General features: G+C 68.7%; 23 protein-coding genes. 11 read left to right on the forward strand and 12 right to left on the reverse strand.

Annotated features, from left to right (window positions below):
- Complete coding sequence (locus tag ACFUO4_RS28020) at positions 1-2400, reverse strand: cation-translocating P-type ATPase (protein ID WP_079306880.1); 2400 nt, start codon at positions 2398-2400, stop codon at positions 1-3.
- Positions 2401-2507: 107 nt separating this feature from the next.
- Positions 2508-2768 carry a DUF2530 domain-containing protein gene (locus ACFUO4_RS28025; RefSeq protein ID WP_079306879.1) on the reverse strand — a complete coding sequence of 87 codons (261 nt, stop codon included), beginning with the start codon at positions 2766-2768 and terminating at the stop codon, positions 2508-2510.
- Between the two features lie 133 nt (positions 2769-2901).
- Here ACFUO4_RS28025 and ACFUO4_RS28030 point away from each other — a divergent pair, with 133 nt between their 5' ends.
- Positions 2902-4353: an NCS2 family permease gene (locus tag ACFUO4_RS28030; RefSeq protein WP_383489993.1), complete on the forward strand. Its 1452-nt coding sequence runs from the start codon at positions 2902-2904 to the stop codon at positions 4351-4353.
- A gap of 10 nt (positions 4354-4363) precedes the next feature.
- On the opposite strand, the gene ACFUO4_RS28035 is transcribed toward ACFUO4_RS28030, so the two are convergent.
- Positions 4364-4552 (reverse strand): ribbon-helix-helix protein, CopG family, encoded by a 189-nt coding sequence (locus ACFUO4_RS28035; RefSeq protein ID WP_079083374.1) that lies wholly within the window; start codon positions 4550-4552, stop codon positions 4364-4366.
- 145 nt (positions 4553-4697) lie between these two features.
- Here ACFUO4_RS28035 and ACFUO4_RS28040 point away from each other — a divergent pair, with 145 nt between their 5' ends.
- Both ACFUO4_RS28040 and ACFUO4_RS28045 read left to right on the forward strand, forming a co-directional pair.
- A complete protein-coding gene (locus ACFUO4_RS28040; protein ID WP_079306875.1) occupies positions 4698-5135 on the forward strand; it encodes a MarR family winged helix-turn-helix transcriptional regulator in 438 nt (145 codons plus the stop codon).
- A gap of 26 nt (positions 5136-5161) precedes the next feature.
- Positions 5162-6511, forward strand: coding sequence for an MFS transporter (locus ACFUO4_RS28045; RefSeq protein ID WP_128111997.1), 1350 nt, complete (start codon positions 5162-5164; stop codon positions 6509-6511).
- Between the two features lie 22 nt (positions 6512-6533).
- Here the strand turns inward: ACFUO4_RS28045 and ACFUO4_RS28050 are convergent, their stop codons facing one another.
- The gene (locus tag ACFUO4_RS28050; RefSeq protein ID WP_383489998.1) at positions 6534-7055 is read right to left on the reverse strand and encodes a GNAT family N-acetyltransferase; all 522 of its coding nucleotides are present in this window, start codon (positions 7053-7055) and stop codon (positions 6534-6536) included.
- A 34-nt stretch (positions 7056-7089) separates the two neighbouring features.
- Here ACFUO4_RS28050 and thpR point away from each other — a divergent pair, with 34 nt between their 5' ends.
- Positions 7090-7662, forward strand: a complete 573-nt coding sequence (thpR, locus tag ACFUO4_RS28055) for an RNA 2',3'-cyclic phosphodiesterase (protein ID WP_079306871.1) — start codon at positions 7090-7092, stop codon at positions 7660-7662.
- A 196-nt stretch (positions 7663-7858) separates the two neighbouring features.
- Here thpR and ACFUO4_RS28060 read toward each other — a convergent pair whose 3' ends face one another.
- Positions 7859-8851, reverse strand: coding sequence for an aldo/keto reductase (locus tag ACFUO4_RS28060; protein ID WP_079306869.1), 993 nt, complete (start codon positions 8849-8851; stop codon positions 7859-7861).
- Between the two features lie 175 nt (positions 8852-9026).
- On the opposite strand from ACFUO4_RS28060, the gene ACFUO4_RS28065 reads away from it, so the two are divergent.
- Entirely contained in the window at positions 9027-9965 is a 939-nt protein-coding gene (locus ACFUO4_RS28065; RefSeq protein WP_383490002.1) for a nuclear transport factor 2 family protein, read from the forward strand.
- Positions 9966-9970: 5 nt separating this feature from the next.
- Here ACFUO4_RS28065 and ACFUO4_RS28070 read toward each other — a convergent pair whose 3' ends face one another.
- Both ACFUO4_RS28070 and ACFUO4_RS28075 read right to left on the reverse strand, forming a co-directional pair.
- Positions 9971-10147 (reverse strand): DUF397 domain-containing protein, encoded by a 177-nt coding sequence (locus ACFUO4_RS28070; RefSeq protein ID WP_383490005.1) that lies wholly within the window; start codon positions 10145-10147, stop codon positions 9971-9973.
- Entirely contained in the window at positions 10144-10953 is an 810-nt protein-coding gene (locus ACFUO4_RS28075; RefSeq protein ID WP_383490008.1) for a Scr1 family TA system antitoxin-like transcriptional regulator, read from the reverse strand. Before ACFUO4_RS28075 ends, ACFUO4_RS28070 begins: the two co-directional genes overlap by 4 nt.
- An 83-nt stretch (positions 10954-11036) precedes the next feature.
- Between ACFUO4_RS28075 and ACFUO4_RS28080 the strand changes: the two genes are divergently transcribed.
- Entirely contained in the window at positions 11037-11465 is a 429-nt protein-coding gene (locus ACFUO4_RS28080; protein WP_383490011.1) for a hypothetical protein, read from the forward strand.
- On the opposite strand, the gene ACFUO4_RS28085 is transcribed toward ACFUO4_RS28080, so the two are convergent.
- Entirely contained in the window at positions 11437-12030 is a 594-nt protein-coding gene (locus tag ACFUO4_RS28085; RefSeq protein ID WP_383490014.1) for a Uma2 family endonuclease, read from the reverse strand. The two genes, ACFUO4_RS28080 and ACFUO4_RS28085, sit on opposite strands and share 29 nt — an antisense overlap.
- A gap of 88 nt (positions 12031-12118) precedes the next feature.
- Positions 12119-12802 (reverse strand): GDSL-type esterase/lipase family protein, encoded by a 684-nt coding sequence (locus ACFUO4_RS28090; protein WP_079306857.1) that lies wholly within the window; start codon positions 12800-12802, stop codon positions 12119-12121.
- 95 nt (positions 12803-12897) lie between these two features.
- Here ACFUO4_RS28090 and ACFUO4_RS28095 point away from each other — a divergent pair, with 95 nt between their 5' ends.
- Positions 12898-13881: a WD40 repeat domain-containing protein gene (locus tag ACFUO4_RS28095; RefSeq protein ID WP_383490018.1), complete on the forward strand. Its 984-nt coding sequence runs from the start codon at positions 12898-12900 to the stop codon at positions 13879-13881.
- Positions 13882-13887: 6 nt separating this feature from the next.
- Here ACFUO4_RS28095 and ACFUO4_RS28100 read toward each other — a convergent pair whose 3' ends face one another.
- Complete coding sequence (locus ACFUO4_RS28100; protein WP_383490021.1) at positions 13888-14649, reverse strand: TetR/AcrR family transcriptional regulator; 762 nt, start codon at positions 14647-14649, stop codon at positions 13888-13890.
- Between the two features lie 100 nt (positions 14650-14749).
- Between ACFUO4_RS28100 and ACFUO4_RS28105 the strand changes: the two genes are divergently transcribed.
- The 4 genes from ACFUO4_RS28105 to ACFUO4_RS28120 all read left to right on the forward strand — a co-directional run bounded on the left by ACFUO4_RS28105 (position 14750) and on the right by ACFUO4_RS28120 (position 19998).
- A complete protein-coding gene (locus ACFUO4_RS28105) occupies positions 14750-15724 on the forward strand; it encodes an ATP-binding cassette domain-containing protein (protein ID WP_383490025.1) in 975 nt (324 codons plus the stop codon).
- Positions 15721-16584: an ABC transporter permease gene (locus tag ACFUO4_RS28110; RefSeq protein WP_383490028.1), complete on the forward strand. Its 864-nt coding sequence runs from the start codon at positions 15721-15723 to the stop codon at positions 16582-16584. The genes ACFUO4_RS28105 and ACFUO4_RS28110 overlap by 4 nt, the downstream gene beginning before the upstream one ends.
- 109 nt (positions 16585-16693) lie before the next feature.
- Positions 16694-18217 carry a cellulase family glycosylhydrolase gene (locus tag ACFUO4_RS28115; protein WP_383490031.1) on the forward strand — a complete coding sequence of 508 codons (1524 nt, stop codon included), beginning with the start codon at positions 16694-16696 and terminating at the stop codon, positions 18215-18217.
- Positions 18218-18402: 185 nt separating this feature from the next.
- Positions 18403-19998: an alpha/beta hydrolase gene (locus ACFUO4_RS28120; RefSeq protein ID WP_383490034.1), complete on the forward strand. Its 1596-nt coding sequence runs from the start codon at positions 18403-18405 to the stop codon at positions 19996-19998.
- Between the two features lie 105 nt (positions 19999-20103).
- On the opposite strand, the gene ACFUO4_RS28125 is transcribed toward ACFUO4_RS28120, so the two are convergent.
- Both ACFUO4_RS28125 and serC read right to left on the reverse strand, forming a co-directional pair.
- Entirely contained in the window at positions 20104-20577 is a 474-nt protein-coding gene (locus ACFUO4_RS28125) for a hypothetical protein (RefSeq protein WP_383490037.1), read from the reverse strand.
- Between the two features lie 96 nt (positions 20578-20673).
- Positions 20674-21792 carry a phosphoserine transaminase gene (gene serC, locus ACFUO4_RS28130; RefSeq protein WP_383490040.1) on the reverse strand — a complete coding sequence of 373 codons (1119 nt, stop codon included), beginning with the start codon at positions 21790-21792 and terminating at the stop codon, positions 20674-20676.
- Positions 21793-21841 lie beyond the last annotated feature (49 nt).

The following is a 21841-nucleotide window of genomic DNA, read 5'->3' on the forward strand; positions in this document are numbered from 1 at the left end:
TCATGCGGGAACGCGGCGGTCGACCCATTTCCATGTCACCTCCAGGGCGGCCGCCGCCACCACCGAGATCCCCACCGCTATCCACGGCATCGTCAGCCCCACCAGCTTCAGCGCGAAGAAGTCCTGCAACCACGGCACGGCCAGGACTAGCAGGAAGCCCGCGCCCATCGACGCCACCAGCACCACCCGCCACCACGTGTACGGCCGGGCGATGATGGCCAGCACCCACATCGAGATCAGGAACAGGGTCAGGGTCGCGACGCTCGTCTCCGCGTCCAAGGAGCCTTCGCCGGTGTAGTAGTGACGGGCAATCAGATACGTCACGAAGGTCGCCACCCCGGCCACCAGCCCGCCCGGGATCGAGTACCGCATCACCCGCCGTACGAAATGCGGCTTCGCCCGCTCCTTGTTGGGCGCCAGCGCCAGGAAGAACGCCGGTACGCCGATCGTCAGCGTCGACAGCAGGGTCAAGTGGCGGGGCAGGAAGGGATATTCGACCTGCCAGCACACCACCAGCACCGCCAGCAGTACCGAGTACACCGTCTTCACCAGGAACAGCGTCGCCACCCGCGTGATGTTCCCGATGACCCGGCGTCCCTCCGCCACCACGTCCGGCAGCGTGGCGAAGCTGTTGTTGAGGAGGACGATCTGGGCGACCGCGCGCGTGGCCTCCGACCCCGAGCCCATCGAGACGCCGATGTCCGCGTCCTTGAGCGCCAGGACGTCGTTCACGCCGTCGCCGGTCATCGCGACCGTGTGCCCGTGGGACTGCAACGCCCCCACCATGTCCCGCTTCTGCTGCGGGGTGACCCGCCCGAACACCGTGCCCTCGTCGAGCGCCTGCGCCATCCCGTCCTGGTCCGAGGGGAGCCTACGGGCGTCGACCGCCGTACCGGTCAGGCCCAGCTTCCCGGCCACCGCGCCCACCGACACCGCGTTGTCACCGGAGATGACCTTGGCGCGGACGTCCTGCTCGGCGAAGTAGCGCAGGGTGTCGGCCGCGTCGGGCCGCAGCCGCTGCTCCAGGACGACGAGAGCGGCGGCGGAGGCACCGCGGGCGACCTCGGGATCGTCGAGGTCGCCGGTCGCCCGGGCCAGCAGCAGGACGCGCAGGCCCTGCTCGTTGAGCCGCCCGGTCTCCGCCAGGGCCGGATCATCGGGATTCAGCAGCACGTCGGGCGCCCCCAGCAGCCAGGTGCTCGACTCCCCGTTGCCCTCGCTGAAGCTCGCCCCGCTGTACTTGCGGGCGGAGGAGAAGGGGAGCGACTCGGTGCAGCGCCAGTCCTCGGCGTCCGGGTAGGCGTCGATGATGGCCTGCAACGAAGCGTTCGGGCGCGGGTCCGATTCCCCCAGGGCGCCGAGCACCTTGCGTACGTACGTCTCGTCGCTGCCGCCCAGCACGCGCAGCTCGGTGACGTCCATGCCGCCCTCGGTCAGCGTGCCCGTCTTGTCGAGGCAGACGGTGTCGATGCGGGCGAGGCCCTCGATGGCCGGCAGCTCCTGCACGAGGCACTGTTTTCGGCCAAGCCGGATCACGCCGATCGCGAAGGCGACGGAGGTGAGGAGGACCAGCCCCTCCGGGACCATCGGGACGATGCCGCCGACCGTACGGGCGATGGACTCCTTCAAGTCGTGACTCTTGACGACCAGTTGCGTGATCACCAGGCCGATCGCCGCCGGGACCATCATCCAGGTCACGTACTTGAGGATCGTGGAGATGCCGGTCCGCAGCTCGGAGTGGACCAGCGTGAAGCGGGAGGCCTCCTCGGCGAGTTGGGCGGCGTACGCCTCGCGCCCCACCTTGGTGGCCTGGAACGCGCCCCCGCCCGCGACGACGAAACTCCCGGACATGACCGGGTCGCCGGGGTGCTTGACGACCGGGTCGGCCTCACCGGTGAGCAGTGATTCGTCGATCTCCAGGCCGTCCGCCTCGACGCACACCCCGTCCACGACCGCCTTGTCGCCGGGCCCGATCTCGATCAGGTCGTCGAGCACGATCTCCGACGTACTGACTTCGAGCGCCTGGCCGTCCCTCCGTACCGTCGGCTTCGCCTCACCGATCACGGCCAGGGAGTCGAGGGTCTTCTTCGCCCGCCACTCCTGGATGATGCCGATGCCGGTGTTGGCGATGATCACGTACCCGAACAGGCTGTCCTGGAACGGCGCGACGAACAGCATGACCAGCCACAGCACGCCGATGATCGCGTTGAACCGGGTGAAGACGTTCGCGCGGACGATCTCGCCGAACGACCGGCTGCTGCGCACCGGCACGTCGTTGACCGCCCCGCGCGCCACCCGCTCGGCGACCTCGGCGGTGCTCAGCCCGCCGTTCGCCACGGGGGCGGGCATGGGTACGGGATGCACAGGATCGAGTTCGGCGCCCGCGTCGATGTGCGTCATGCATTCGACGGTACGTGCGGTTTTGCGGCTTCACCCGCCGAGTGGACGGAAGTTCCGACCTGGGGAGGAGAGGCGGCCGGGCCGAGTGGTGCCCAGGTAGTACGGGCCTACTCGGCTTCCCGTAGGGCCTCGGCCCGCTTGATGGCCGCGTCGCGGCGCCGGACGTAGTAGATGCCGATCAGCCCGAGCCCCGCGCCGGCCAGGCAGGTCCATACCCACCAGGCGTGTCCGCGGTCGTCGAACCAGCCGTAGAAGGGGAGCTGGACGAGGAAGAGGACGAACCAGAGGATCGTGCCGCCGATGATGGTCGGCACGATGGGGCCCTCCAGGGGCTCCGGTGCCTCGTGCTGAGGGGTCCACTTCGCCATGGGCACAGCTTACGAGGCGGTTCCGGGTACTCCGCCGACGATCAGTTCTACGCGCGGAGATAGCTAACTCCGGGTTTATATGTTCATACTGAAACTGTTTGACTCTGTCCACTTCTGCTCGTAGGAACATCCAATGTCCACCTCGGCCACCGCCAAGGCTCCCGCGCCCGAACAGCCGGGCGGCACGCCCGCGTACGGCGCCCTCGACCGCTACTTCAAGATCTCCGAGCGCGGCAGCAGCCTCGCCCGCGAGGTCCGCGGCGGTTTCGCCACCTTCTTCGCGATGGCCTACATCATCGTGCTGAACCCGATCATCCTGGGCAGCGCGAAGGACATGTACGGGCACCAGCTCGACAACGGCCAGCTCGTCACCGCCACCTGTGTCACCGCGGCCTTCACCACGCTCCTCATGGGCGTCATCGGCAACGTGCCGATCGCGCTGGCCGCCGGTCTCGGCGTGAACTCGGTCGTCGCCCTCCAGCTGGCCCCCCGGATGTCGTGGCCGGACGCCATGGGCATGGTGGTGCTCGCGGGCTTCATCGTGATGCTGCTGGTGGCGACCGGTCTGCGCGAGCGCGTGATGAACGCGGTGCCCTTCGGCCTGCGCAAGGCGATCAGCATCGGTATCGGCCTGTTCATCATGCTGATCGGACTCGTCGACTCCGGCTTCGTCTCCCGCATCCCGGACGCCGCCCACACCACCGTCCCGCTCCAGCTCGGCGCCGACGGTCACCTCAACGGCTGGCCGGTCCTGATCTTCATCCTCGGCGCGCTGCTCACGCTCGCGCTGATCGTCCGCAAGGTGCCCGGCGCGATCCTGATCTCGATCGTCGCCATGACCGTCGTGGCGATGATCATCGAGGCCGTCGCCAACGTCCCGTCCTGGGGTCTGACGACGCCGAAGTGGCCCGGCAACCCGGTCGAGAGCCCCGACTTCGGCCTGATCGGTGACGTCAGCCTGTTCGGCGGCTTCGACAAGGTCGGTGTGCTGACCGGCATCCTCTTCGTCTTCACCGTGCTGCTGTCGTGCTTCTTCGACGCGATGGGCACGATCATGGGCGTCAGCGACGAGGCCAAGCTGACCGACGCCCAGGGCCAGATGCCCGGCATCAACAAGGTCCTCTTCGTGGACGGCCTCGCCGTCGCGGCGGGCGGCGCGAGCTCCTCGTCCGCCACCACCGCCTTCGTCGAGTCGACGGCCGGCGTCGGTGAGGGCGCCCGCACGGGCTTCGCCAACCTCGTCACCGGCGGCCTGTTCGCGGTGGCGCTGTTCCTCACGCCCGTCGCCACGATGGTCCCGTCCCAGGCGGCCACCCCGGCGCTGCTCGCGGTCGGCTTCATGATCCTGGCCAACTCGGTCAAGGAGATCGACTGGGCCGACTACACGATCGCGATCCCGGCCTTCATCACGATGGTGATGATGCCGTTCACCTACTCCATCACCAACGGCATCGGTATGGGCTTCATCACCTTCGTGGTGCTGCGCCTGGCGGCCGGGCGGGCCAAGGAGATCCCGGTCGCGATGTACGTCGTCTCCGCCGTGTTCGCCTTCTACTACCTGATGCCGGCCCTGGGGCTGACCTGATCGACCGGCCTCAGGTGAGGCCGTAGAACTTCTCCGTCTCCTCGACGGCGGTCTGGAACCGCTCGTCGAAGTCGTCCCGAATGAGCGTCCGGATCACATAGTCCTGGACGCTCATTCCCCTTTTGGCCGCATGGTCCCGGAGCCGGTCGAGCAGCTCCCCGTCTATCCGCAGGCTGAGCACGCTGGTCCCCATGAACACGAGGGTCGCGGGCCGGTCCGGGCGCCGTTCACTTTCCGCTGCCGTCTCACTCGTACGGGTGAAGGTCCGGTTTCGGTGGCCAGGCTCACGGGAATCCTCGCGCGCGCCAGCTTGTTTAGCGAGAGTAATGAGTTACTCTAAAGAGATGCCGGACCTTACCCATGGCGACGACGCTGCCGCCGTGAACTCCCTGCGCTCCGCCGTGATGCGGCTGTCGCGCCGACTGAAGCACCAGCGGGTCGACGAGTCGCTGAGCCCCACCGAGATGTCGGTCCTGGGCACCCTCTCCCTCTGCGGCAAGGCCACCCCCGGTGAGCTCGCCCGCAAGGAGCACGTACAGCCGCCGTCGATGACCCGCATCGTGGCGCTGCTGGAGGCCAAGGGACTCGTCCGGCTGGAGCCGCACCCCGAGGACCGCCGCCAGAAGGTCGTCACGAAGACGGAGCAGGCGGAGGCGATGCTCGCCGAGAGCCGCGCCAAGCGCAACGCCTTCCTGGCCGACCTGGTCGACGGACTCGACGAGGACGAGTGGGCGAAACTGCGTGCCGCCGCCCCCGTGCTGGAGAAGCTCGCACACCTGTAAGCCGACAAAAGAGGAGGCGAACCCTTTTGAGTACGGGATCCGGAGCAGACTCCGCCCCCGCACCGTCCACCCCGACCCTCGAGGACCCTGGCAGGTCCTCGATGTTCAGCTCACTCAGGAACCGCAACTACCGCCTGTTCTTCCTGGGGCAGGTCGTGTCCAACACCGGCACCTGGATGCAGCGCATCGCCCAGGACTGGCTGGTCCTCAGCCTCACCGGCTCCGCGACCGCCGTCGGTGTCACGACGGCCCTCCAGTTCCTGCCGATGCTCCTGTTCGGCCTCTACGGCGGTGTCCTCGTCGACCGTCTCCCGAAGCGCCCGACCCTCCTCGTCACCCAGTCGGCCATGGCCCTCACCGGCCTGGCGCTCGCCTTCCTGACCCTGACCGGTCACGTCGAGGTCTGGCACGTCTACCTGGCCGCCTTCGCCGTCGGCCTCGCCACGGTCGTCGACAACCCGGCCCGGCAGACCTTCGTCTCCGAGATGGTCGGCCCCGACCAGCTCCAGAACGCCGTCAGCCTGAACTCCGCGAACTTCCAGTCGGCCCGCCTGATCGGCCCCGCCGTCGCGGGTCTGATGATCACGGGCGTCGGCACGGGCTGGGCGTTCCTGGCGAACGGCCTGAGCTTCATCGCCCCGATCACCGGCCTGCTCCTCATGCGCGCCCGTGAGCTGTACGTCGTGCAGCGCGCCCCGCGCGGCAAGGGCCAGCTGCGGGAAGGGCTCCACTACGTCGCGGGCCGCCCGGACCTGATCTGGACGATCGTGCTCGTCGGGTTCGTGTCGACCTTCGGCTTCAACTTCCCCGTCTACCTGTCGGCCTTCGCCGACGACGTCTTCCACGCGGGCGCCGGCTCCTACAGCCTCTTCAACACCGTCATGGCGGTCGGCTCCCTCGCGGGCGCCCTGCTCGCCGCCCGCCGCGGCACCGCCCGGATGCGGGTGCTGGTGGTCGGCGCGGTGGCCTTCGGCACGCTGGAGATGGTGGCCTCCCTCGCCCCCTCCCTGTGGCTGTTCGCCCTGCTGATGATGCCGATCGGCATGTTCGGCATGACGGTCAACGTCACCGCCAACAGCAGCGTCCAGCTGAGCACCGACCCGGCCATGCGCGGCCGCGTGATGTCCCTCTACATGATGGTGTTCATGGGCGGCGCCCCGCTCGGCGCACCGATCGCCGGCTGGATCACCGACGCGTACGGCGTCCGGGCGGGCCTGGCGGTCGGCGGCGCGATCGCCGCGGGCGCGGCGGTCGTCATCGGCCTGGTCCTCGCCAGGGTCGGCAACCTGCGGCTGTCGGTCGGCTGGAACCACGGCCACCCGCACGTCCGCTTCGTGCCGCGACAGGCGCAGGAGCAGCTGGCGCCGGCGGCGTGAGCGCCACTGGGCCCGGGGGGTGTCAGACCCTCCGGGCCAGCAACTGCCCGGGCCACTCCTGCTCCCCGACCGTGAAGGCCTCGACGCGGCTGAAGCCGTTGTTCTCGTAGTAGCGGACGAGCTTGCCGTCGTCGCCCGCGTAGCAGTCCACGCGGAGCAGCGAGACCCCCGCCCGCCGGGTCTCCTCGGCCGCGTGCTCGATGAGGGCGCTGCCCACGCCCCGGCCCTTGAAGCGGCGCTCCGAGGCCAGCCAGTGGATGAACCGCTCGGGCTCGCCGGGGGCGGGGAGATGGGCCAGATAGGCGCCGGGCGCGTCGGTGAGGCTGAGGGTGGCGGCCGGTACGCCGTCGACCTCCGCGATGTAGGTGATGCCGTCGTCCATGTACCGCGTGACGGACTCGACCGTCTTCGGGCTCTCCGACAGCGGCTTCGATCCCCACTGTCCGGTACGCCCCTGTGCGACCAGCCACTCCACACAGCTGTCCAGCATGCCGAGTATCGCCGGGATGTCGTCGTGGTCGCCGTTCCTGATGGTGATCGCCATGACGGCAGCGTAGATCTTTGCCAAGGTGACGGGCATGAGACTTTTCGCCGCGGTGCTGCCGCCGGAGGACGTGGCCGAGGAACTCGCGGCCGAGCTGGCGGCGTTGAAGGGGCTTCCGGGGGCGGATGCGCTGCGCTGGACCGGCCGGCCCGGCTGGCACTTCACGCTGGCGTTCTACGGCGAGGTCGACGACGACGTCGTACCGGACCTGTCGGCGAGGCTGGAGCGCGCGGCGGGACGTACGGATCCCTTCGACCTGGCCCTGCATCGAGGCGGGCAGTTCGGGCGGGGCCGGGCCCTGTGGATCGGTGCCGACGGGGACATGGCCGCCCTGCGGCTGCTGGCCGAGCGGGCGGAGGCGGCGGGGCGCAAGGCGGGCGTCGACATGGGGGAGCACCGGCGGTACAAGGCGCATCTGACCGTGGCGCGGAGCCGGTCGGAGGTGGATGTGCGGCCGTACGTGGGGGCGCTGGCCGGTTTCACGGGTCGGGCGTGGACCGTGGGTGAGCTGGCGCTCGTGCGGAGCAGCCTGCCGCGGTCGGGGGTGCCGGGGGAGCAGCCGCGGTACGAGGTGGTCGGGCGGTGGGCGTTCGGAGGGGCCGGTTAGGCTCGGGGGCGTGGACCCGAAGACCCGGAACCGGATCATGGCCGTTGTGCTGGTGCTGATGTTTGGCGTTGTGGCGTTGGCGGCGGCGCTCGGTAAGTGACGGCCGGGGAACTGCGGGTTCTCTTTCGGCTGCGGGCCGGAGGTGGCTGGTCGCGCAGTTCCCCGCGCCCCTGGAGGGCGTTTGCCGTCACCGGTACTACCAGGCGAAGGCCTCCGGGGACGGTCCAGGACCCGGGAAGATCTCGTCGAGGTCGGTCAGGAGCTCTTCGCTCAGGTCCAGCTCCGAGGCTCGGATCGCCGATTCCAGTTGCTCCGCCGTGCGCGGGCCGACGATCGGGCCCGTGACGCCGGGGCGGGTGAGCAGCCAGGCCAGGGCCGCCTCGCCGGGCTCCAGGCCGTGCTTGTCGAGGAGATCCTCGTACGACTGGATCTTCGCGCGTACGGCCGGATCGGTGAGCGCCTCCGCCGTACGGCCCGAGGCGCGGCGACCGCCCTCGACCTCCTTCTTGATGACCCCGCCCAGCATGCCGCCGTGCAGCGGCGACCAGGGGATCACGCCGAGGCCGTACTCCTGGGCCGCCGGGATGACCTCCATCTCGGCGCGGCGCTCGAAGAGGTTGTAGAGGCACTGCTCGCTGACCAGGCCGATGGTGCCGCCGCGGCGGGCGGCGATCTCGTTGGCCTGGGCGATCTTGTAGCCGGGGAAGTTGGAGGAACCGGCGTACAGGATCTTGCCCTGCTGGACCAGGACGTCGATCGCCTGCCAGATCTCCTCGAAGGGGGTGGCGCGGTCGATGTGGTGGAACTGGTAGACGTCGATGTGGTCGGTCTGGAGGCGCTTGAGCGACGCGTCGACGGCCCGCCGGATGTTCACGGCGGAGAGCTTGTCGTGGTTGGGCCAGGCCTCGCCGTCGGCGCCCATGTTGCCGTACACCTTGGTGGCGAGGACGACCTTGTCGCGATGGGTGGGGTTCTTCGCGAACCAGGTGCCGATGATCTCCTCGGTACGGCCCTTGTTCTCGCCCCAGCCGTAGACGTTGGCGGTGTCGAAGAAGTTGATGCCCGCGTCCAGCGCCGCGTCCATGATCGCGTGGCTGTCGGCTTCGTCCGTCTGCGGGCCGAAGTTCATGGTGCCGAGGACGAGTCGGCTGACCTTGAGTCCCGTGCGTCCGAGCTGCGTGTACTTCATGGGTTCTTAGCCAACGGCGTGGAGTGCGCTCTAGGCAAGGGTGGTTGGGGTGCGGCGGGGCGCCGGGAGCGCCGGGAGCGCGGCGGGCGCCGGGGGGTTGACGCTAACTGATGGTTAGTGCTTTCCTTCGGGAAGTGTCAGCTTGAACTTTCAACATCTATTCCCGGAGTGTCGCATGCCCCCCACCAGCTCCGTCCGCAGGGCCGTTGTCGCCCTCGCCGCCTCCACCGCCGTGCTGGGTGCCGCCGCTGTTCCGGCCCTCGCGGCACCGCACGCCGCCACGGCGGGTCACGCCGGCCACGGCGCCCAGGGTGATTCCGCCCGCCTCGGCTACCAGAAGGACGTTGCCGCCCGTGTCCTCAAGGGCGTGTTCGAGCGCGGGGACACCGCGGTCGTCGACCGTTTCGTACGGCGGGACTACATCCAGCACAACCCGCAAGCGCCGGACGGCGCGGAGACGCTGAAGAACCTCGGCGTCGCGCTGCACCAGCAGTTCCCCGACGCCAAGTACGACATCAAGCGGGTGATCTCCGAGGGCGACCTCGTCCTCGTGCATTCGAACGTCGTCCTCACGCCGGGCACGCGGGGCTCCGCCGTCTTCGACATCTTCCGCTTCCAGGGCGGGAAGATCGCCGAGCACTGGGACGTCGGCCAGGACGTGCCGGAGAAGTCCGCCAACGGCAACGACATGTTCTCCACGGTGAGTTGGCCGCGGACGGAGCGGCCGGGGCCGGGCTTTCTCACGGCGTACAACAAGAAGCTGGTGACAGCCGCGTTCGATCAGCTGCTGGTGAAGAAGGACCTGTCGGCGCTCGACCGGTACTGGGGGCCCGAGTACGACCAGCACAACCCGAACATCCCCAACGGGGTGGAGGGTGTGAAGGCGGGCCTGGGCGCGTTCTTCGAGCAGTTCCCGGAGTTGAAGGTCACGCCGAAGCGGGTCATCGCGGAGGGGGACCTGGTCGCGGTCCACAGCCACTACGTGAACGTGCCGGGGGAGCGGGGGCAGGCGGTCGTGGATCTGTTTCGGGTGCGGGGCGGGAAGATCGTCGAGCACTGGGACGTGATCCAGGACGTGCCGGCGACTTCGGCGAACGACAACGGGATGTTCTAGATGTCCTAGAGGGACTTCAGGAAGGTCGACCAGGTGGTGGGGGTGAGGTGGAGGTGGGGGGCCTCGGTTTCGGGGGTTTTTGAGTCGCGGATGTGGATGGTGGTGGGCGTGGGAGCGACCTCCAGGCATTCGCCCTCGCCGTCGCTGTAGCTGCTCTTGCTCCAGTGGAGGTCCGTGCTCATAGCTCCCGTGCCACCTTCTCGATCAGCGTTGCGGACTCCTCGGGGCTGAGGGCCTGCGCTCGCAGAATGCCATATTTGCCGAACAGGTCTCCTACGTCGGGCTGTTCGCTCACGAAGTAGCCGCCCCGGTGGCCTTCGACATAGGCGAGCTGCTGACGGTCGATGGTCTCCAACAGGCTCATGCGACCGGCCAGACCGGCGTGGGTTTCCCGGCTGTGCGGCATCACCTGGATTTCGACGTGGCGGAGTTCGGCGATGGCAAGGACGTGGTGCAGCTGCTCCTTGAGAGTGGCTGCACCGCCCAACGGGCGTGTCAGGACGGCCTCTTCGAGCACGTAGCTGATGGTGGGCGCGGGCTTGCGGGCGAAGAGCTCCTGCCGTCCGAGGCGGGCGACGACCCGGTTGTCGATCTCCTCCTCGTCCAGGGTCGGGCAGCGGTTGGAGGTGAACACCGCCCGCGCGTACGCCTCCGTCTGCAGCGAACCCGGAATCAGGTGGGTCTGGTACACGTGCAGCGCGGCGGCCTTCCGCTCCTCCGCCAGATAGTCCTCGGTCCACGGGCGGAGCCCGCCCTTCCCGAACTCCTTCTCCGCCAGCACCACCAGTGCACCTTGTGCACCGAGCACTTGGTCGGCGATCTCCACCAACTGCCCCTTGGGCGACCGCTCCCCGCGCTCCACCATCGCCACCTGCGACTTGGAGTACCCGACGTGCTTGCCGAGGGCCTCCTGCGTCATCCCGGCCCGCTCGCGGAAGAACCTCACCAGTGTCCCGAACGTCTCCGACCCGCGATCACCGGAGTGCACAACAACCTCCCCAAGTGCACAGCCCTGCACCACCCTTGCGAACCCCTGGTCACAGTATGTGAGCGCCCGCAACGATTTGCGGCATGAACGAAAGAATCGACGCCCCCTGGATCCCGCTCTGGATCCCCGACGCCGGTCACGCCCTGCGCCTCGCCGGCGTGCACTTCGACGCCGTACGGATGAGGGCACCGCTGGCCGAGCGCGTCGCCTCCGAGCTGCTGCGCTGTACGGACTTCGACGCGGGGCCGATCGTCGCCGAGTCCACGGGTGACCGGAACATGTACTTCCTGTTGCCCCCGCAAACCGGCGCAGGCTATGCATGGCCGCCGGGCGTGAGGGTGCTGACGCGCAGTCACGGCGGAATGGCTTACGTGGGGGTGCCCGCGTTGACCGGGATCACCTGGCCGCTGGGGTGGCGGTCGGTGCCGTCGGCCGGCGTGCCGTTCGTGGACGGGGAGTTGCTGTGGGAGGTGGGGTGCGGGCTCAGTCCCGGGGGAATTCCTCGGTCTTGAGGATCAGGTCGACCACGGTGCCGGTCAGGTCGAGGTCGGTGCCGAAATCGACCTTCGTGGGCTCGGCGTAGTCGCCCTGCTTGGGGTCGGTGTAGATGGAGCAGCGGCCCTGATAGGGGTCGGCGATGACGTACAGGGGGACCTCGGCCTCCGCGTAGGCGAACCTCTTCGGACCGTAATCGTTGGCGGCCGTGCCCTTGGAGATGACCTCGGCGACGAACACGACGTCCTGCCAGCGCCAATGGCCCGTGCTGTCCTTCTTCGCCGAGTCCTTGAGCAGGGCGACGTCCGGACAGAAGCCGTTCTCGTGACCCGGGAAGTCGATACGGACGTCCGAGAACGCTTTGACATGCATCCCGAACTTATCCTCCAGCGCCCGCACGATTCGGCGGATGATGATCCAGTGCGTGTCCCGCTGCGGCGTCATGTGAACGTTGCCCTCGACGATCTCGACCCTGTAACCCTCGGGGACGGGCATCCGCTCCAGCCGCTCGAACCACTCGTCCAAGCGCTCGGTGTTGGCGTCGGCGTCGGCCATCTCGATCCTGTCTTCAAGGACGGTCATCGTGGCGCTCCTCCCCGGCTGCCCCACGGACAGGTGCAGCCGCGCAGTACAACGATACGCAGAGTCACCGGGGTGCGCCGATATTCAGTCAGCCTGTTCCGGCCTCGTACGGCTGTCCCCATCCCCACGCCTGGTGCATCGCCTCCGCGAACGCCCCCGCGATCTTGTGCTCACCGTCGGCGTTCGGATGCGTGCCGTCGTACGTGTCGACCCTGAAGTCGTACGACTGCGGCGGCGACGCCAGCAGCAGCGGCGAGCGGGGCTCGTCCAGGTCGGCGACCGTCTTCGCGAGCAGCTCGTTGAACAGGGTGACCTGGGCCGCGAAGTCGGCGTCCTCCTCGACGCGGATGTTGGTGAGGACGGGGAGGACGATCATCCGGACGCGCGGATTCGCTTCCCGCGCCGCCGCGATGAAGGCGCGGGCGTTGTCCGCGGTCTGCTCGGCGTTCGTGTAGAAGCCCAGGTCGATCAGGCCCAGGGAGACCATGAGGACGTTCGCCCGGCACGAGCGCACCGCCTCACCGATCAGCGGTGCCATGTGCAGCCAGCCCTCGCCCCACCCGGCGAGGTGGGCGCTGGGAAAGTCGGGGTCGGCGTACTCGTACGACGTCGGCGCGTCCGTCGCCTTGTCGTGCAGGGTCTCGCGCGGGCCCACCACGGCGAACGGGCCGCCGTACGTGTCGCGCAGGTGCTGCCACATCCGGTAACGCCATGTGTGTTCGCCCGCGCTTCCGATCGTCATGGAGTCGCCGACGGGCATGAACCTGAGCATCCGATCATGATGAACGATCCCGGGCAGAGGTGGGGTGTGAGAGTCGCCACCCGGCCGCCCGCCTCTCCCCGTACGGGGATGGCAAGCTTGACCGCATGCGTGCGCTAATGGGTGTCGTCGGAGCCTCTGCCCTGCTCGTTCTCCTGGGCGCGGGGCCCGTCGCCGCGGCTGACGGGGACAAGGGCTTCACCATCGAGGACCCCCGCATCACCGAGTCCAGCGGCCTCGCCGCCTCCCGCCAGCACCCCGGCATCTACTGGACGCACAACGACCAGGACACCGGCAGCTACCTCTACGCCGTCGACAGCGGCACCGGGAAGACCGTCGCCCGCATCACCCTCGCCGGGGTCGGGCAGCAGCGGGACGTCGAGGCCGTCTCCATCGGGCCCGACAACCAGATCTATGTGGGGGACATCGGCGACAACGACGGGGTGAGCTGGCCGTACGTCTGGATCTACCAGCTTCCCGAGCCCAAGAAGCTCGTCGACCAGACCATCCGCGCCAAGCAGTACGTCGTGAAGTACACGGACGGTTCGCGCGACGCCGAGTCGATGGTCGTCCATCCCAGGACCGGGCGCGTCTACATCATCGACAAGCAGGAGGACGGCGGGCATCTGTATGAGGGGCCCGCCAAGCTCTCCACCTCCGGTACCAACGTCTTCGAGCCCGTCGAGCCCGTCGACCTCTGGGCCACCGACGCCGCGTTCTCGCCGGACGGCCGACACCTCGCCGTACGCGGGTACTTCGGCGGCATCTGGTACGACTGGAACGGCGGCGACCTGAAGAAGGAGGGGCGGCTCAGCGTGCCCCTCGGGCAAGGGGAGTCCGTCAGTTACTCCGCCGACGGCACCAAGCTCATGCTCGGCAGCGAGGGTGAGGGGAGCGAGGTCGTGGCGCAGGACGCGCCGGGCGGTGGCGGCGGATCGTCCGGTTCGTCTTCCGGGGGCGGGAGCTCGGCCCAGGGCGGCAGCGGGGGCGACGGTGACGGCAACGGCACCGTCAAGGTCGGCGCCCTCGCCGTCGCGGCCGTCGTCGCCGTCGTCTTCGGGTTCCGGCGGCTGTCGCGGCCCCGGAAGTGACCGTGATCAGTCGCCCGAGCCGCGCTGTGACACGAGCACTTCCAGGCCGTCGAGGATCCGTTGCAACCCGAACTCGAAGTGGTCGAAGTCCGATCCGAAAGCGTCCTCGGAGAGCCCGGCGAGGAGCGGGTAGCGGCCGGAGGCCATGACCTTCTCCAGCATCGGCACCTGCGCCTGCCAGAACTCCGCGTCCGTCAGGCCCGTCCGGCGTTCCACCTCCTGCTGGTACAGCTGGGTGCGGGCGGCGCCGACGACGTAACCGTCGACCATGATGATCGCCGAGACCAGCTCGGGGTCGGTCAGGCCCATCGGCTTGATTCGGCTGAGGATCTTCTCCATGCCGTCGAGGGCGCTGGGGCCGAGGATCGGGCGGGACTGGTTGACCTGGAGCAGCCAGGGGTGGCGGCGGTAGAGGGCGAGGGTGGCCCGGCCCAGCGCCTCCAGGGCTGAGCGCCAGCCCCCGTCGCCCAGGTCCGCCGGGTTCTCCGACGGGCGCTGTACCCGGTCCAGCATCAGGTCGAGGAGCTCGCCCTTGCCGGGGACGTAGCGGTACAGCGACATGGTGCCCGTGCCGAGCTCGGTGGCGATCCGGCGCATCGACAGCGCTTCCAGGCCGTCGGCGTCCGCGACCTGGACGGCCGTTTCCACGATCCGGTCCAGGGTGAGCGTGGGCTTGGGGCCGCGACTGGGTCGTTTGCCGGTGTCCCACAGCAGTTCGAGCGTGCGCGCGATGTCGCCGCTGCCACTGGTCTCCGCACTGCTCGTCATGGGGGCAGCTTAATGCCGTACGAAAAAACTGAGTACGGCGTACGCGCAATCGGGTACGGTGTACTCAGTTAATGGCGGGCACGGAGAACAAGGGGGAGCCATGACCACCGACGGATACGCCGTCCGCGCCGAGGCGCTGGAGAAGCGGTACGGCGAGAAACGCGCCCTCGACGGCTTCGACCTGGCCGTCCGCGAGGGCACCGTGCACGGGCTGCTCGGGCCCAACGGCGCCGGCAAGACCACCGCCGTACGCATCCTGTCCACGCTCGTCCGGCTCGACGGCGGGCGGGCGGAGGTGGCCGGTCTGGACGTCGCCTCGCGGGCCCGTGACGTGCGGGCGCGCATCGGGCTCACCGGCCAGTACGCGGCCGTCGACGAGGTGCTCACCGGACGGCAGAACCTGGAGATGTTCGGCCGCCTGTTTCACCTCGGCGGGCGGCGCGCCAAGGCGCGGGCCGTGGAGCTGCTGGAGCAGTTCGACCTCACCGACGCCGCGGACAAGGGCGTCGGCAAGTACAGCGGCGGCATGCGGCGCCGCCTCGACCTGGCCGCCTCCATGATCCTCGCCCCGGCCGTCCTCTTCCTCGACGAGCCGACCACCGGCCTCGACCCGCGCAGCCGTGGCGAAGTGTGGGAGTCCGTAAGGGCGTTGGTCGCGAGCGGGACCACTGTGCTGCTCACCACGCAGTACCTGGAGGAGGCCGACCGGCTGGCCTCCCGCATCACCGTCATCGACCAGGGGCGGGCCATCGCCGACGACACCCCGGACGGGCTGAAGGGCAGGATCGGCGGCGACCGGATCGAGGTCGTCCTCGCCGAACGGGCCGACATCCCGCAGGTGGTGAAAGTCGTCGCCCGGGTCTCGGACGGCGAACCCGAGGCCGACGAGGGCGAGTTGCGGGTCCACGCCCCTGTCGTCGACCGGGTCGCCGCACTCACCGAGGTCGCCCGCACCCTCCAGGACGAGGGCGTCCGGGTGGAGGACATCGGGCTGCGCAGGCCCAGTCTCGACGACGTGTTCCTGCGCCTGACCGGACACCGCACGGACTCGGAGACCGAGGAGGCGACCGCATGAGCACGAGTACGAGTACGGGTACGAGCACGGGCACGGGCACAGGCACGAGTACGGGCACTTTGGAAGCGGCCCATGGCCGTACGTACTGGGTCCTGGCCGACGTCTGGAACATCGTCCGCCGCGGCCTCACCCACTACCAGCGCCAACCGGTCAACATCGCCTGGCAGTTGGGCTTCCCGATCCTCTCTGTCCTGCTCTACGGCTATGTCTTCGGCAGCGCCATGCAGGTGCCCGGCGGCGGGGACTACAAGGACTTCCTGATGCCCGGGATGTTCGTGATGACCATGGCCTTCGGCTTCATCAACACCGCGACCCTGGTGGTGTACGACGCCACGAAGGGCGTGATCGACCGGTTCCGTTCGATGCCGATGGCGTCCGCGGCCGTCGTCGCCGGACGCGGGGTGACCGATCTGCTCGTCGCCTGCGCCGAGTTGGCCATCATGATGCTGACCGCGCTCGCCATGGGCTGGCGACCCGACGGCGGATTCGGCTTCCTCGCGGCCTTCGGGCTGCTGCTGTGGCTGCGGTTCGCGCTGATCTGGATCGGGGTGTGGCTGGGGCTCATCGTGCCCAACCCCGAGGCCGCGGGCGGCCTGTTCGCGGTGGCCTTCCCCCTCACGATGATCTCCAGCATCTTCGTCGCGCCCCAGCTCATGCCCGACTGGCTGGGTCATGTGGCCGCCTGGAACCCGATCTCCTCCACGGCCGCCGCGACCCGCGACCTGTTCGGCACGCCGGTGGGCGGCGGGGACTCCTGGGTCGAGGAGCACGCCCTGCTGATGGCGTGTGTGTGGCCGGTGATCCTGACGGCGCTCTTCCTGCCGCTCGCGGTACGCAGGTTCCAGAAGCTCAGTAGGTAGCGTCACGCGTCTTGACGTGTTCATGTGACATGACTTCCATGGGGGGAGCGGGCGATGGGAGCGCTCCCATCACGTTCCGGGCCCGCGCCCCCCTAGAGAAGGCAGCGACATGTTCCGCACCTTGCGAAGAGCGTTGTGCGCGGCGGCGCTTCTGATACCGCTCCTGGCCGGCGTCAGCCCCTCGGCGCAGGCGGCCGAGGACGCCGCCGGTGCCGGTTACTGGCACACCAGCGGGCGGCAGATCCTGGACGCCGACGGCCAGGCGGTCCGGGTCGCCGGGATCAACTGGTTCGGTTTCGAGACCAGCAACCACGTCGTCCACGGCCTCTGGTCCCGCGACTACAAGTCCATGATCGACCAGATGAAATCGCTGGGCTACAACACCCTCCGCATCCCGTTCAGCGACGACATCTTCAAGGCCGGGACCGTCCCCAACAGCATCGACTTCAGCAGCGGCAAGAACGCCGACCTCCAGGGGCTCAGCTCCCTCGGCGTGCTGGACAAGATCGTGGCGTACGCCGGACAGGACGGCCTCAAGGTCATCCTCGACCGGCACCGTCCGGACTCCGCCGGCCAGTCGGCGCTCTGGTACACCGCCGCGGTCCCCGAGTCGACGTGGATCGCCAACCTGAAGGCGCTGGCGACCCGTTACCTCGGCCAGAACACGGTCGTCGGCATCGACCTGCACAACGAGCCGCACGACCCGGCCTGCTGGGGCTGCGGCGACACGGCGACGGACTGGCGGCTGGCCGCCCAGCGGGCCGGCAACGCGGTCCTCTCCGTCAACCCCGACCTGCTGATCTTCGTCGAGGGCGTGCAGACCTTCAACGGCGTCTCCGGCTGGTGGGGCGGCAACCTGATGGGCGTCGCCCAGCACCCGGTGAACCTGAGCGTCGCCAACCGGGTCGTCTACTCCGCCCACGACTACGCCACGTCCGTCGCGCAGCAGAGCTGGTTCAGCGATCCGTCCTTCCCGGCGAACATGCCGGGGATCTGGGACAAGTACTGGGGCTACATCTTCAAGCAGAACATCGCGCCCGTGTGGGTGGGCGAGTTCGGCACGACGCTCCAGTCGACCGTCGACCAGAAATGGCTTGCGGCCCTCGTGGACTATCTGCGGCCCACGTCGACGTACGGCTCGGACTCCTTCCACTGGACCTTCTGGTCCTGGAACCCCAACTCCGGTGACACCGGCGGGATCCTGAAGGACGACTGGCAGACGGTGGACACCGTGAAGGACGGGTATCTGGCGAGCATCAAGGCGCCCGGCTTCCCGTCGAACGGTGGCGGCCCGGGCGGTCCCGGCGGTCCTGGCGGTCCGGGCGGGCCCGGGGCGGCCTGCACCGCCGCCTACACCGTCACCAGTGACTGGGGCAGCGGCTTCAACGCCGAGGTGAAGGTGACCAACACCGGGACGACCGCGCTCAGTTCCTGGAAGGTGACCTGGACCTGGAGCGGATCGCAGAAGGTCACGAACATGTGGAACGCGTCGTACACGCAGTCCGGGGCGACGGTGACCGCCACCAACGCCGCTCACAACGGGGCGGTGGCCGTGGGCGGTTCGGCGACCCTCGGGTTCGGCGGGGCGCCGGGAGGCGGGAGCGTGCCGACGGTGACCTGCACGGCGACCTGAGCGGAGGGCGGGCGTCCGGCGGAGTGTTCGCCGGGCGCCCCGCTCTGTCGGCACAGCTGGTTCACATTTTTGGTTCAAATTTTCGGTCGAGATGTTCTCCGTTGGCACGCTTTTCCGAAAAGATCGCGCCGGGACCGCCCATCCTCCGAACCTTGTCCAACGCCCATGCTCTCTGAAGGACCTTCATGAGAAGAAGTACAGCCGTGCTGTGCGGTGCGACCGTCGTCGTCGCCGGCTCGCTCATCGCCGTCCCGGCCCAGGCCGACGCCCAGCAGTCCGCCCAGGCGTCGAGCGTCACCTGGAGGAAGTGCGGCACGGACGACTACCCGACCCTCCAGTGCGCGTCGGTGAAGGTGCCGCTGAACTACGCGAAGCCCACGGGGCGGAAGATAACCCTCGCCCTGTCCCGCGTACCGCACACCGCGCAGCGCTACCAGGGTCCGCTTCTGGTCAACCCCGGCGGCCCCGGCGGCAGCGGCCTGACCCTCGCCGGCTTCGTCGCGTCCGCGCTCCCCAAGGCGGTCGCGAGCCAGTACGACGTCATCGGCTTCGACCCGCGCGGCGTCGGCAAGAGCAAGCCCGCCCTGGACTGCAAGCCGGGCTACTTCAACCCGGTCCGCCCGGACTCCGTGCCCGGCACGGCCGCGATCGAGAAGGCCAACCTCAAGCGCGCCAAGTCCTTCGCCACGGCCTGCGGCACCAAGTACAAGGACGTGTTGCCGTACATCAACACGATCAGCGCCGTGAAGGACATGGACTCGATCCGCAAGGCGCTCGGCGCGTCGAAGATCAACTACTTCGGCTACTCGTACGGCACCTACCTGGGCCAGGTCTACGGCAAGCTCTTCCCGAACCGGGTGCGCCGCCTGGTGCTGGACTCCATCGTCGACCCCGACGGTGTCTGGTACGACGCCAACCTCTCGCAGGACTACGCCTTCGACGCCCGGCAGAAGGCGCTGATGGCCTGGATCGCCAAGTACGACAGCACGTACAAGCTCGGCACCGACCCGGCCAAGATCGAGGCCAAGTGGTACGCGATGCGGGCGGATCTCGCCAAGACGCCGGCCGGCGGCAAGGTGGGCGCCTCCGAGCTGGAGGACATCTTCATCCCGGGCGGCTACTACAACGGCTACTGGCCCGACCTGGCCAAGGCGTTCGCCGCGTACGCGAACGACAAGAAGACCGCCCCGCTGGTCACGCTGTACGAGAACATGGCGGCCATCGACGCCTCCGGTGACAACGGCTACAGCGTCTACACCGCCGTGCAGTGCCGTGACGCCTCCTGGCCGCGCGACTGGAAGCAGTGGCAGAAGGACAACTGGAAGGTGTACGACAAGGCGCCGTTCATGGCCTGGAACAACGCCTGGTACAACGCGCCGTGCGCGTTCTGGCCGACGAAGCCCCTGAAGCCGGTGAACGTCGCCAACACCAAGCTGCCTCCGGTGCTGCTGTTCCAGGCGACGGACGACGCGGCCACCCCGTACCAGGGCGGCGTCACCGTCCACCGTCTGCTCAAGCACTCCAGCCTGGTCGTGGAGCAGGGCGGCGGCAACCACGGCATCTCGCTGAGCGGCAACGCCTGCCTCGACAAGTACCTGGTGAAGTACCTCACCGACGGCACGGTGCCGCGCGGCAGCGGTGTGGCCGACGCGGTCTGCCAGAAGACCCCCGACCCCAAGCCGGCCGCCACGGCCTCGGCGATGTCCACGCCGGCCGCCGACCAGCCGGCCACCGCGCCGAGCGGGGCGGGTCTGCACGGTCTCCTCGGCTTCCGCGGCTGAGCCGACACGCGCTGAAGCAGGACTGGAAAAGCAGGACTGGAAAGCAGGACTGAATACGCAGGGCGCCCGGTGAACACCGGGCGCCCTGTTCGTCGTCGACGGACGTCAGCCGCGCACCGCATGGAGCGAGTGGAGCTTGGGGGCCTTGAGCAAGCTGACGCCGGTGTAGCCGGAGCTCTTGATGAAGAACAGGGGAGCGGCGAGGAACGCGACGGCGATCGCGATGATGCTCAGGGGGAACAGGACCGACCCCGACTGGCCCTCGGGCGTCGTCTTGCCGCCTTCGTAGACGGCGATGCCGAAGGCCACGACAAGGACGAGCACGGACAGTGCGGCAAGAGTCCGCAGGATGACGGTGGTCCTGCGGTAATGGGCCTCGTCGCGGACCTCGGCCACGAGGGCGGCGTCGCACGCCGAGCAGGTCAGTTCCACGCTGTGCTTGCCCGATGCCGGCCGGCGCACGCGGTACTGGGTGCTGCGCCAGGTGATGTTGCGGGTCCTGGTCGTCACGCCGGTCGTCTTGTCGGTGAGGATGTGGCGCACCGAGATCTGCACAGTGCCCGGTATCGGTCTGTTCATGCCCCAGCCGTACCCGACGAACAGGGCCCTGTCACCGACAGGGCCCTGCAACAAGTGACGCAACTACCGCTTTTTACAAGGAAGTTACAGCTTCAGCTACAGCTTCTCGATCACGTAGTCGATGCACTTGGTCAGTGCCTCGACGTCCGCCGGGTCGATCGCCGGGAACATGGCGACGCGGAGCTGGTTGCGGCCGAGCTTGCGGTAGGGCTCGGTGTCGACGATGCCGTTGACGCGCAGGACCTTGGCGATCGCGGCGGCGTCGATGTCGTCGGAGAAGTCGATCGTGCCGATGACCTGCGAGCGCTTGGCGGCGTCGGCGACGAACGGGGTCGCGTGCTTGCTCTCCTCCGCCCAGCTGTACAGGCGCGTCGAGGAGTCCTTCGTACGGGCCGTCGACCACGCCAGGCCGCCCTGGCCGTTGATCCACTCCAGCTGCTGGTTCAGCAGGAACAGGGTGGCGAGGGCCGGGGTGTTGTACGTCTGGTTCTTGCGGGAGTTGTCGATCGCCGTGGGGAGCGAGAAGAACTCGGGCACGTGACGGCCGGACGCGTGGACGCGCTCGGCGCGCTCGATCGCGGCCGGGGAGAAGACGCCGATCCACAGGCCGCCGTCGGAGGCGAAGGACTTCTGCGGGGCGAAGTAGTAGACGTCGGTCTCGGTGATGTCGACCGGGAGGCCGCCGGCGCCGGAGGTGGCGTCGACGAGGACGAGCGCGCCCTCGTCGGCACCGGCCACGCGCTTGATCGGGGCGGCGACACCGGTGGAGGTCTCGTTGTGCGTGAAGGCGTACACGTCGACGCCCGCCTCGGCCTGCGGCTCCGGGTGCGTGCCCGGGTCGGAGGCGATGACGGTCGGCTCGGCCAGCCACGGAGCGAGCTTGGCCGCCTTGGCGAACTTCGAGCTGAACTCGCCGAAGTTCAGGTGCTGCGACTTGTTCTCGATCAGACCGTGGGTCGCGACGTCCCAGAACGCGGTGGAGCCGCCGTTGCCGAGGATCACCTCGTAACCCTCGGGGAGGGAGAACAGCTCGGAGATCCCCTCGCGCACCTTGCCGACCAGGTTCTTGACCGGGGCCTGGCGGTGGGAGGTGCCGAGCAGGGAGGTACCGGTCGCGGCGAGGGCGTCCAGCGCCTCGACACGCACCTTGGAGGGGCCCGCGCCGAAACGTCCGTCGGCGGGCTTGATGTCAGCGGGAATCTGGATCTCAGCCACGAGCCGGAGCGTATCGCCTCGGTGAAACCGGACGGAAACCCGTCCGTTC

Source organism: Streptomyces sp. NPDC057280, assembly GCF_042668605.1.
Classification (GTDB): domain Bacteria; phylum Actinomycetota; class Actinomycetes; order Streptomycetales; family Streptomycetaceae; genus Streptomyces.

Excerpts from the sequence above, each read along its gene's own strand:
- ACFUO4_RS28020 (WP_079306880.1), bottom strand. The coding sequence starts at position 2,400 with ATGACGCACATCGACGCGGGCGCCGAACTCGATCCTGTGCATCCCGTA.
- ACFUO4_RS28025 (WP_079306879.1), bottom strand. The coding sequence starts at position 2,768 with ATGGCGAAGTGGACCCCTCAGCACGAGGCACCGGAGCCCCTGGAGGGC.
- ACFUO4_RS28030 (WP_383489993.1), top strand. The coding sequence starts at position 2,902 with ATGTCCACCTCGGCCACCGCCAAGGCTCCCGCGCCCGAACAGCCGGGC.
- ACFUO4_RS28040 (WP_079306875.1), top strand. The coding sequence starts at position 4,698 with ATGCCGGACCTTACCCATGGCGACGACGCTGCCGCCGTGAACTCCCTG.
- ACFUO4_RS28050 (WP_383489998.1), bottom strand. The coding sequence starts at position 7,055 with ATGGCGATCACCATCAGGAACGGCGACCACGACGACATCCCGGCGATA.
- thpR (WP_079306871.1), top strand. The coding sequence starts at position 7,090 with ATGAGACTTTTCGCCGCGGTGCTGCCGCCGGAGGACGTGGCCGAGGAA.
- ACFUO4_RS28060 (WP_079306869.1), bottom strand. The coding sequence starts at position 8,851 with ATGAAGTACACGCAGCTCGGACGCACGGGACTCAAGGTCAGCCGACTC.
- ACFUO4_RS28065 (WP_383490002.1), top strand. The coding sequence starts at position 9,027 with ATGCCCCCCACCAGCTCCGTCCGCAGGGCCGTTGTCGCCCTCGCCGCC.
- ACFUO4_RS28070 (WP_383490005.1), bottom strand. The coding sequence starts at position 10,147 with ATGAGCACGGACCTCCACTGGAGCAAGAGCAGCTACAGCGACGGCGAG.
- ACFUO4_RS28080 (WP_383490011.1), top strand. The coding sequence starts at position 11,037 with ATGAACGAAAGAATCGACGCCCCCTGGATCCCGCTCTGGATCCCCGAC.
- ACFUO4_RS28085 (WP_383490014.1), bottom strand. The coding sequence starts at position 12,030 with ATGACCGTCCTTGAAGACAGGATCGAGATGGCCGACGCCGACGCCAAC.
- ACFUO4_RS28090 (WP_079306857.1), bottom strand. The coding sequence starts at position 12,802 with ATGCTCAGGTTCATGCCCGTCGGCGACTCCATGACGATCGGAAGCGCG.
- ACFUO4_RS28095 (WP_383490018.1), top strand. The coding sequence starts at position 12,898 with ATGCGTGCGCTAATGGGTGTCGTCGGAGCCTCTGCCCTGCTCGTTCTC.
- ACFUO4_RS28100 (WP_383490021.1), bottom strand. The coding sequence starts at position 14,649 with ATGACGAGCAGTGCGGAGACCAGTGGCAGCGGCGACATCGCGCGCACG.
- ACFUO4_RS28105 (WP_383490025.1), top strand. The coding sequence starts at position 14,750 with ATGACCACCGACGGATACGCCGTCCGCGCCGAGGCGCTGGAGAAGCGG.
- ACFUO4_RS28110 (WP_383490028.1), top strand. The coding sequence starts at position 15,721 with ATGAGCACGAGTACGAGTACGGGTACGAGCACGGGCACGGGCACAGGC.
- ACFUO4_RS28115 (WP_383490031.1), top strand. The coding sequence starts at position 16,694 with ATGTTCCGCACCTTGCGAAGAGCGTTGTGCGCGGCGGCGCTTCTGATA.
- ACFUO4_RS28120 (WP_383490034.1), top strand. The coding sequence starts at position 18,403 with ATGAGAAGAAGTACAGCCGTGCTGTGCGGTGCGACCGTCGTCGTCGCC.
- ACFUO4_RS28125 (WP_383490037.1), bottom strand. The coding sequence starts at position 20,577 with ATGAACAGACCGATACCGGGCACTGTGCAGATCTCGGTGCGCCACATC.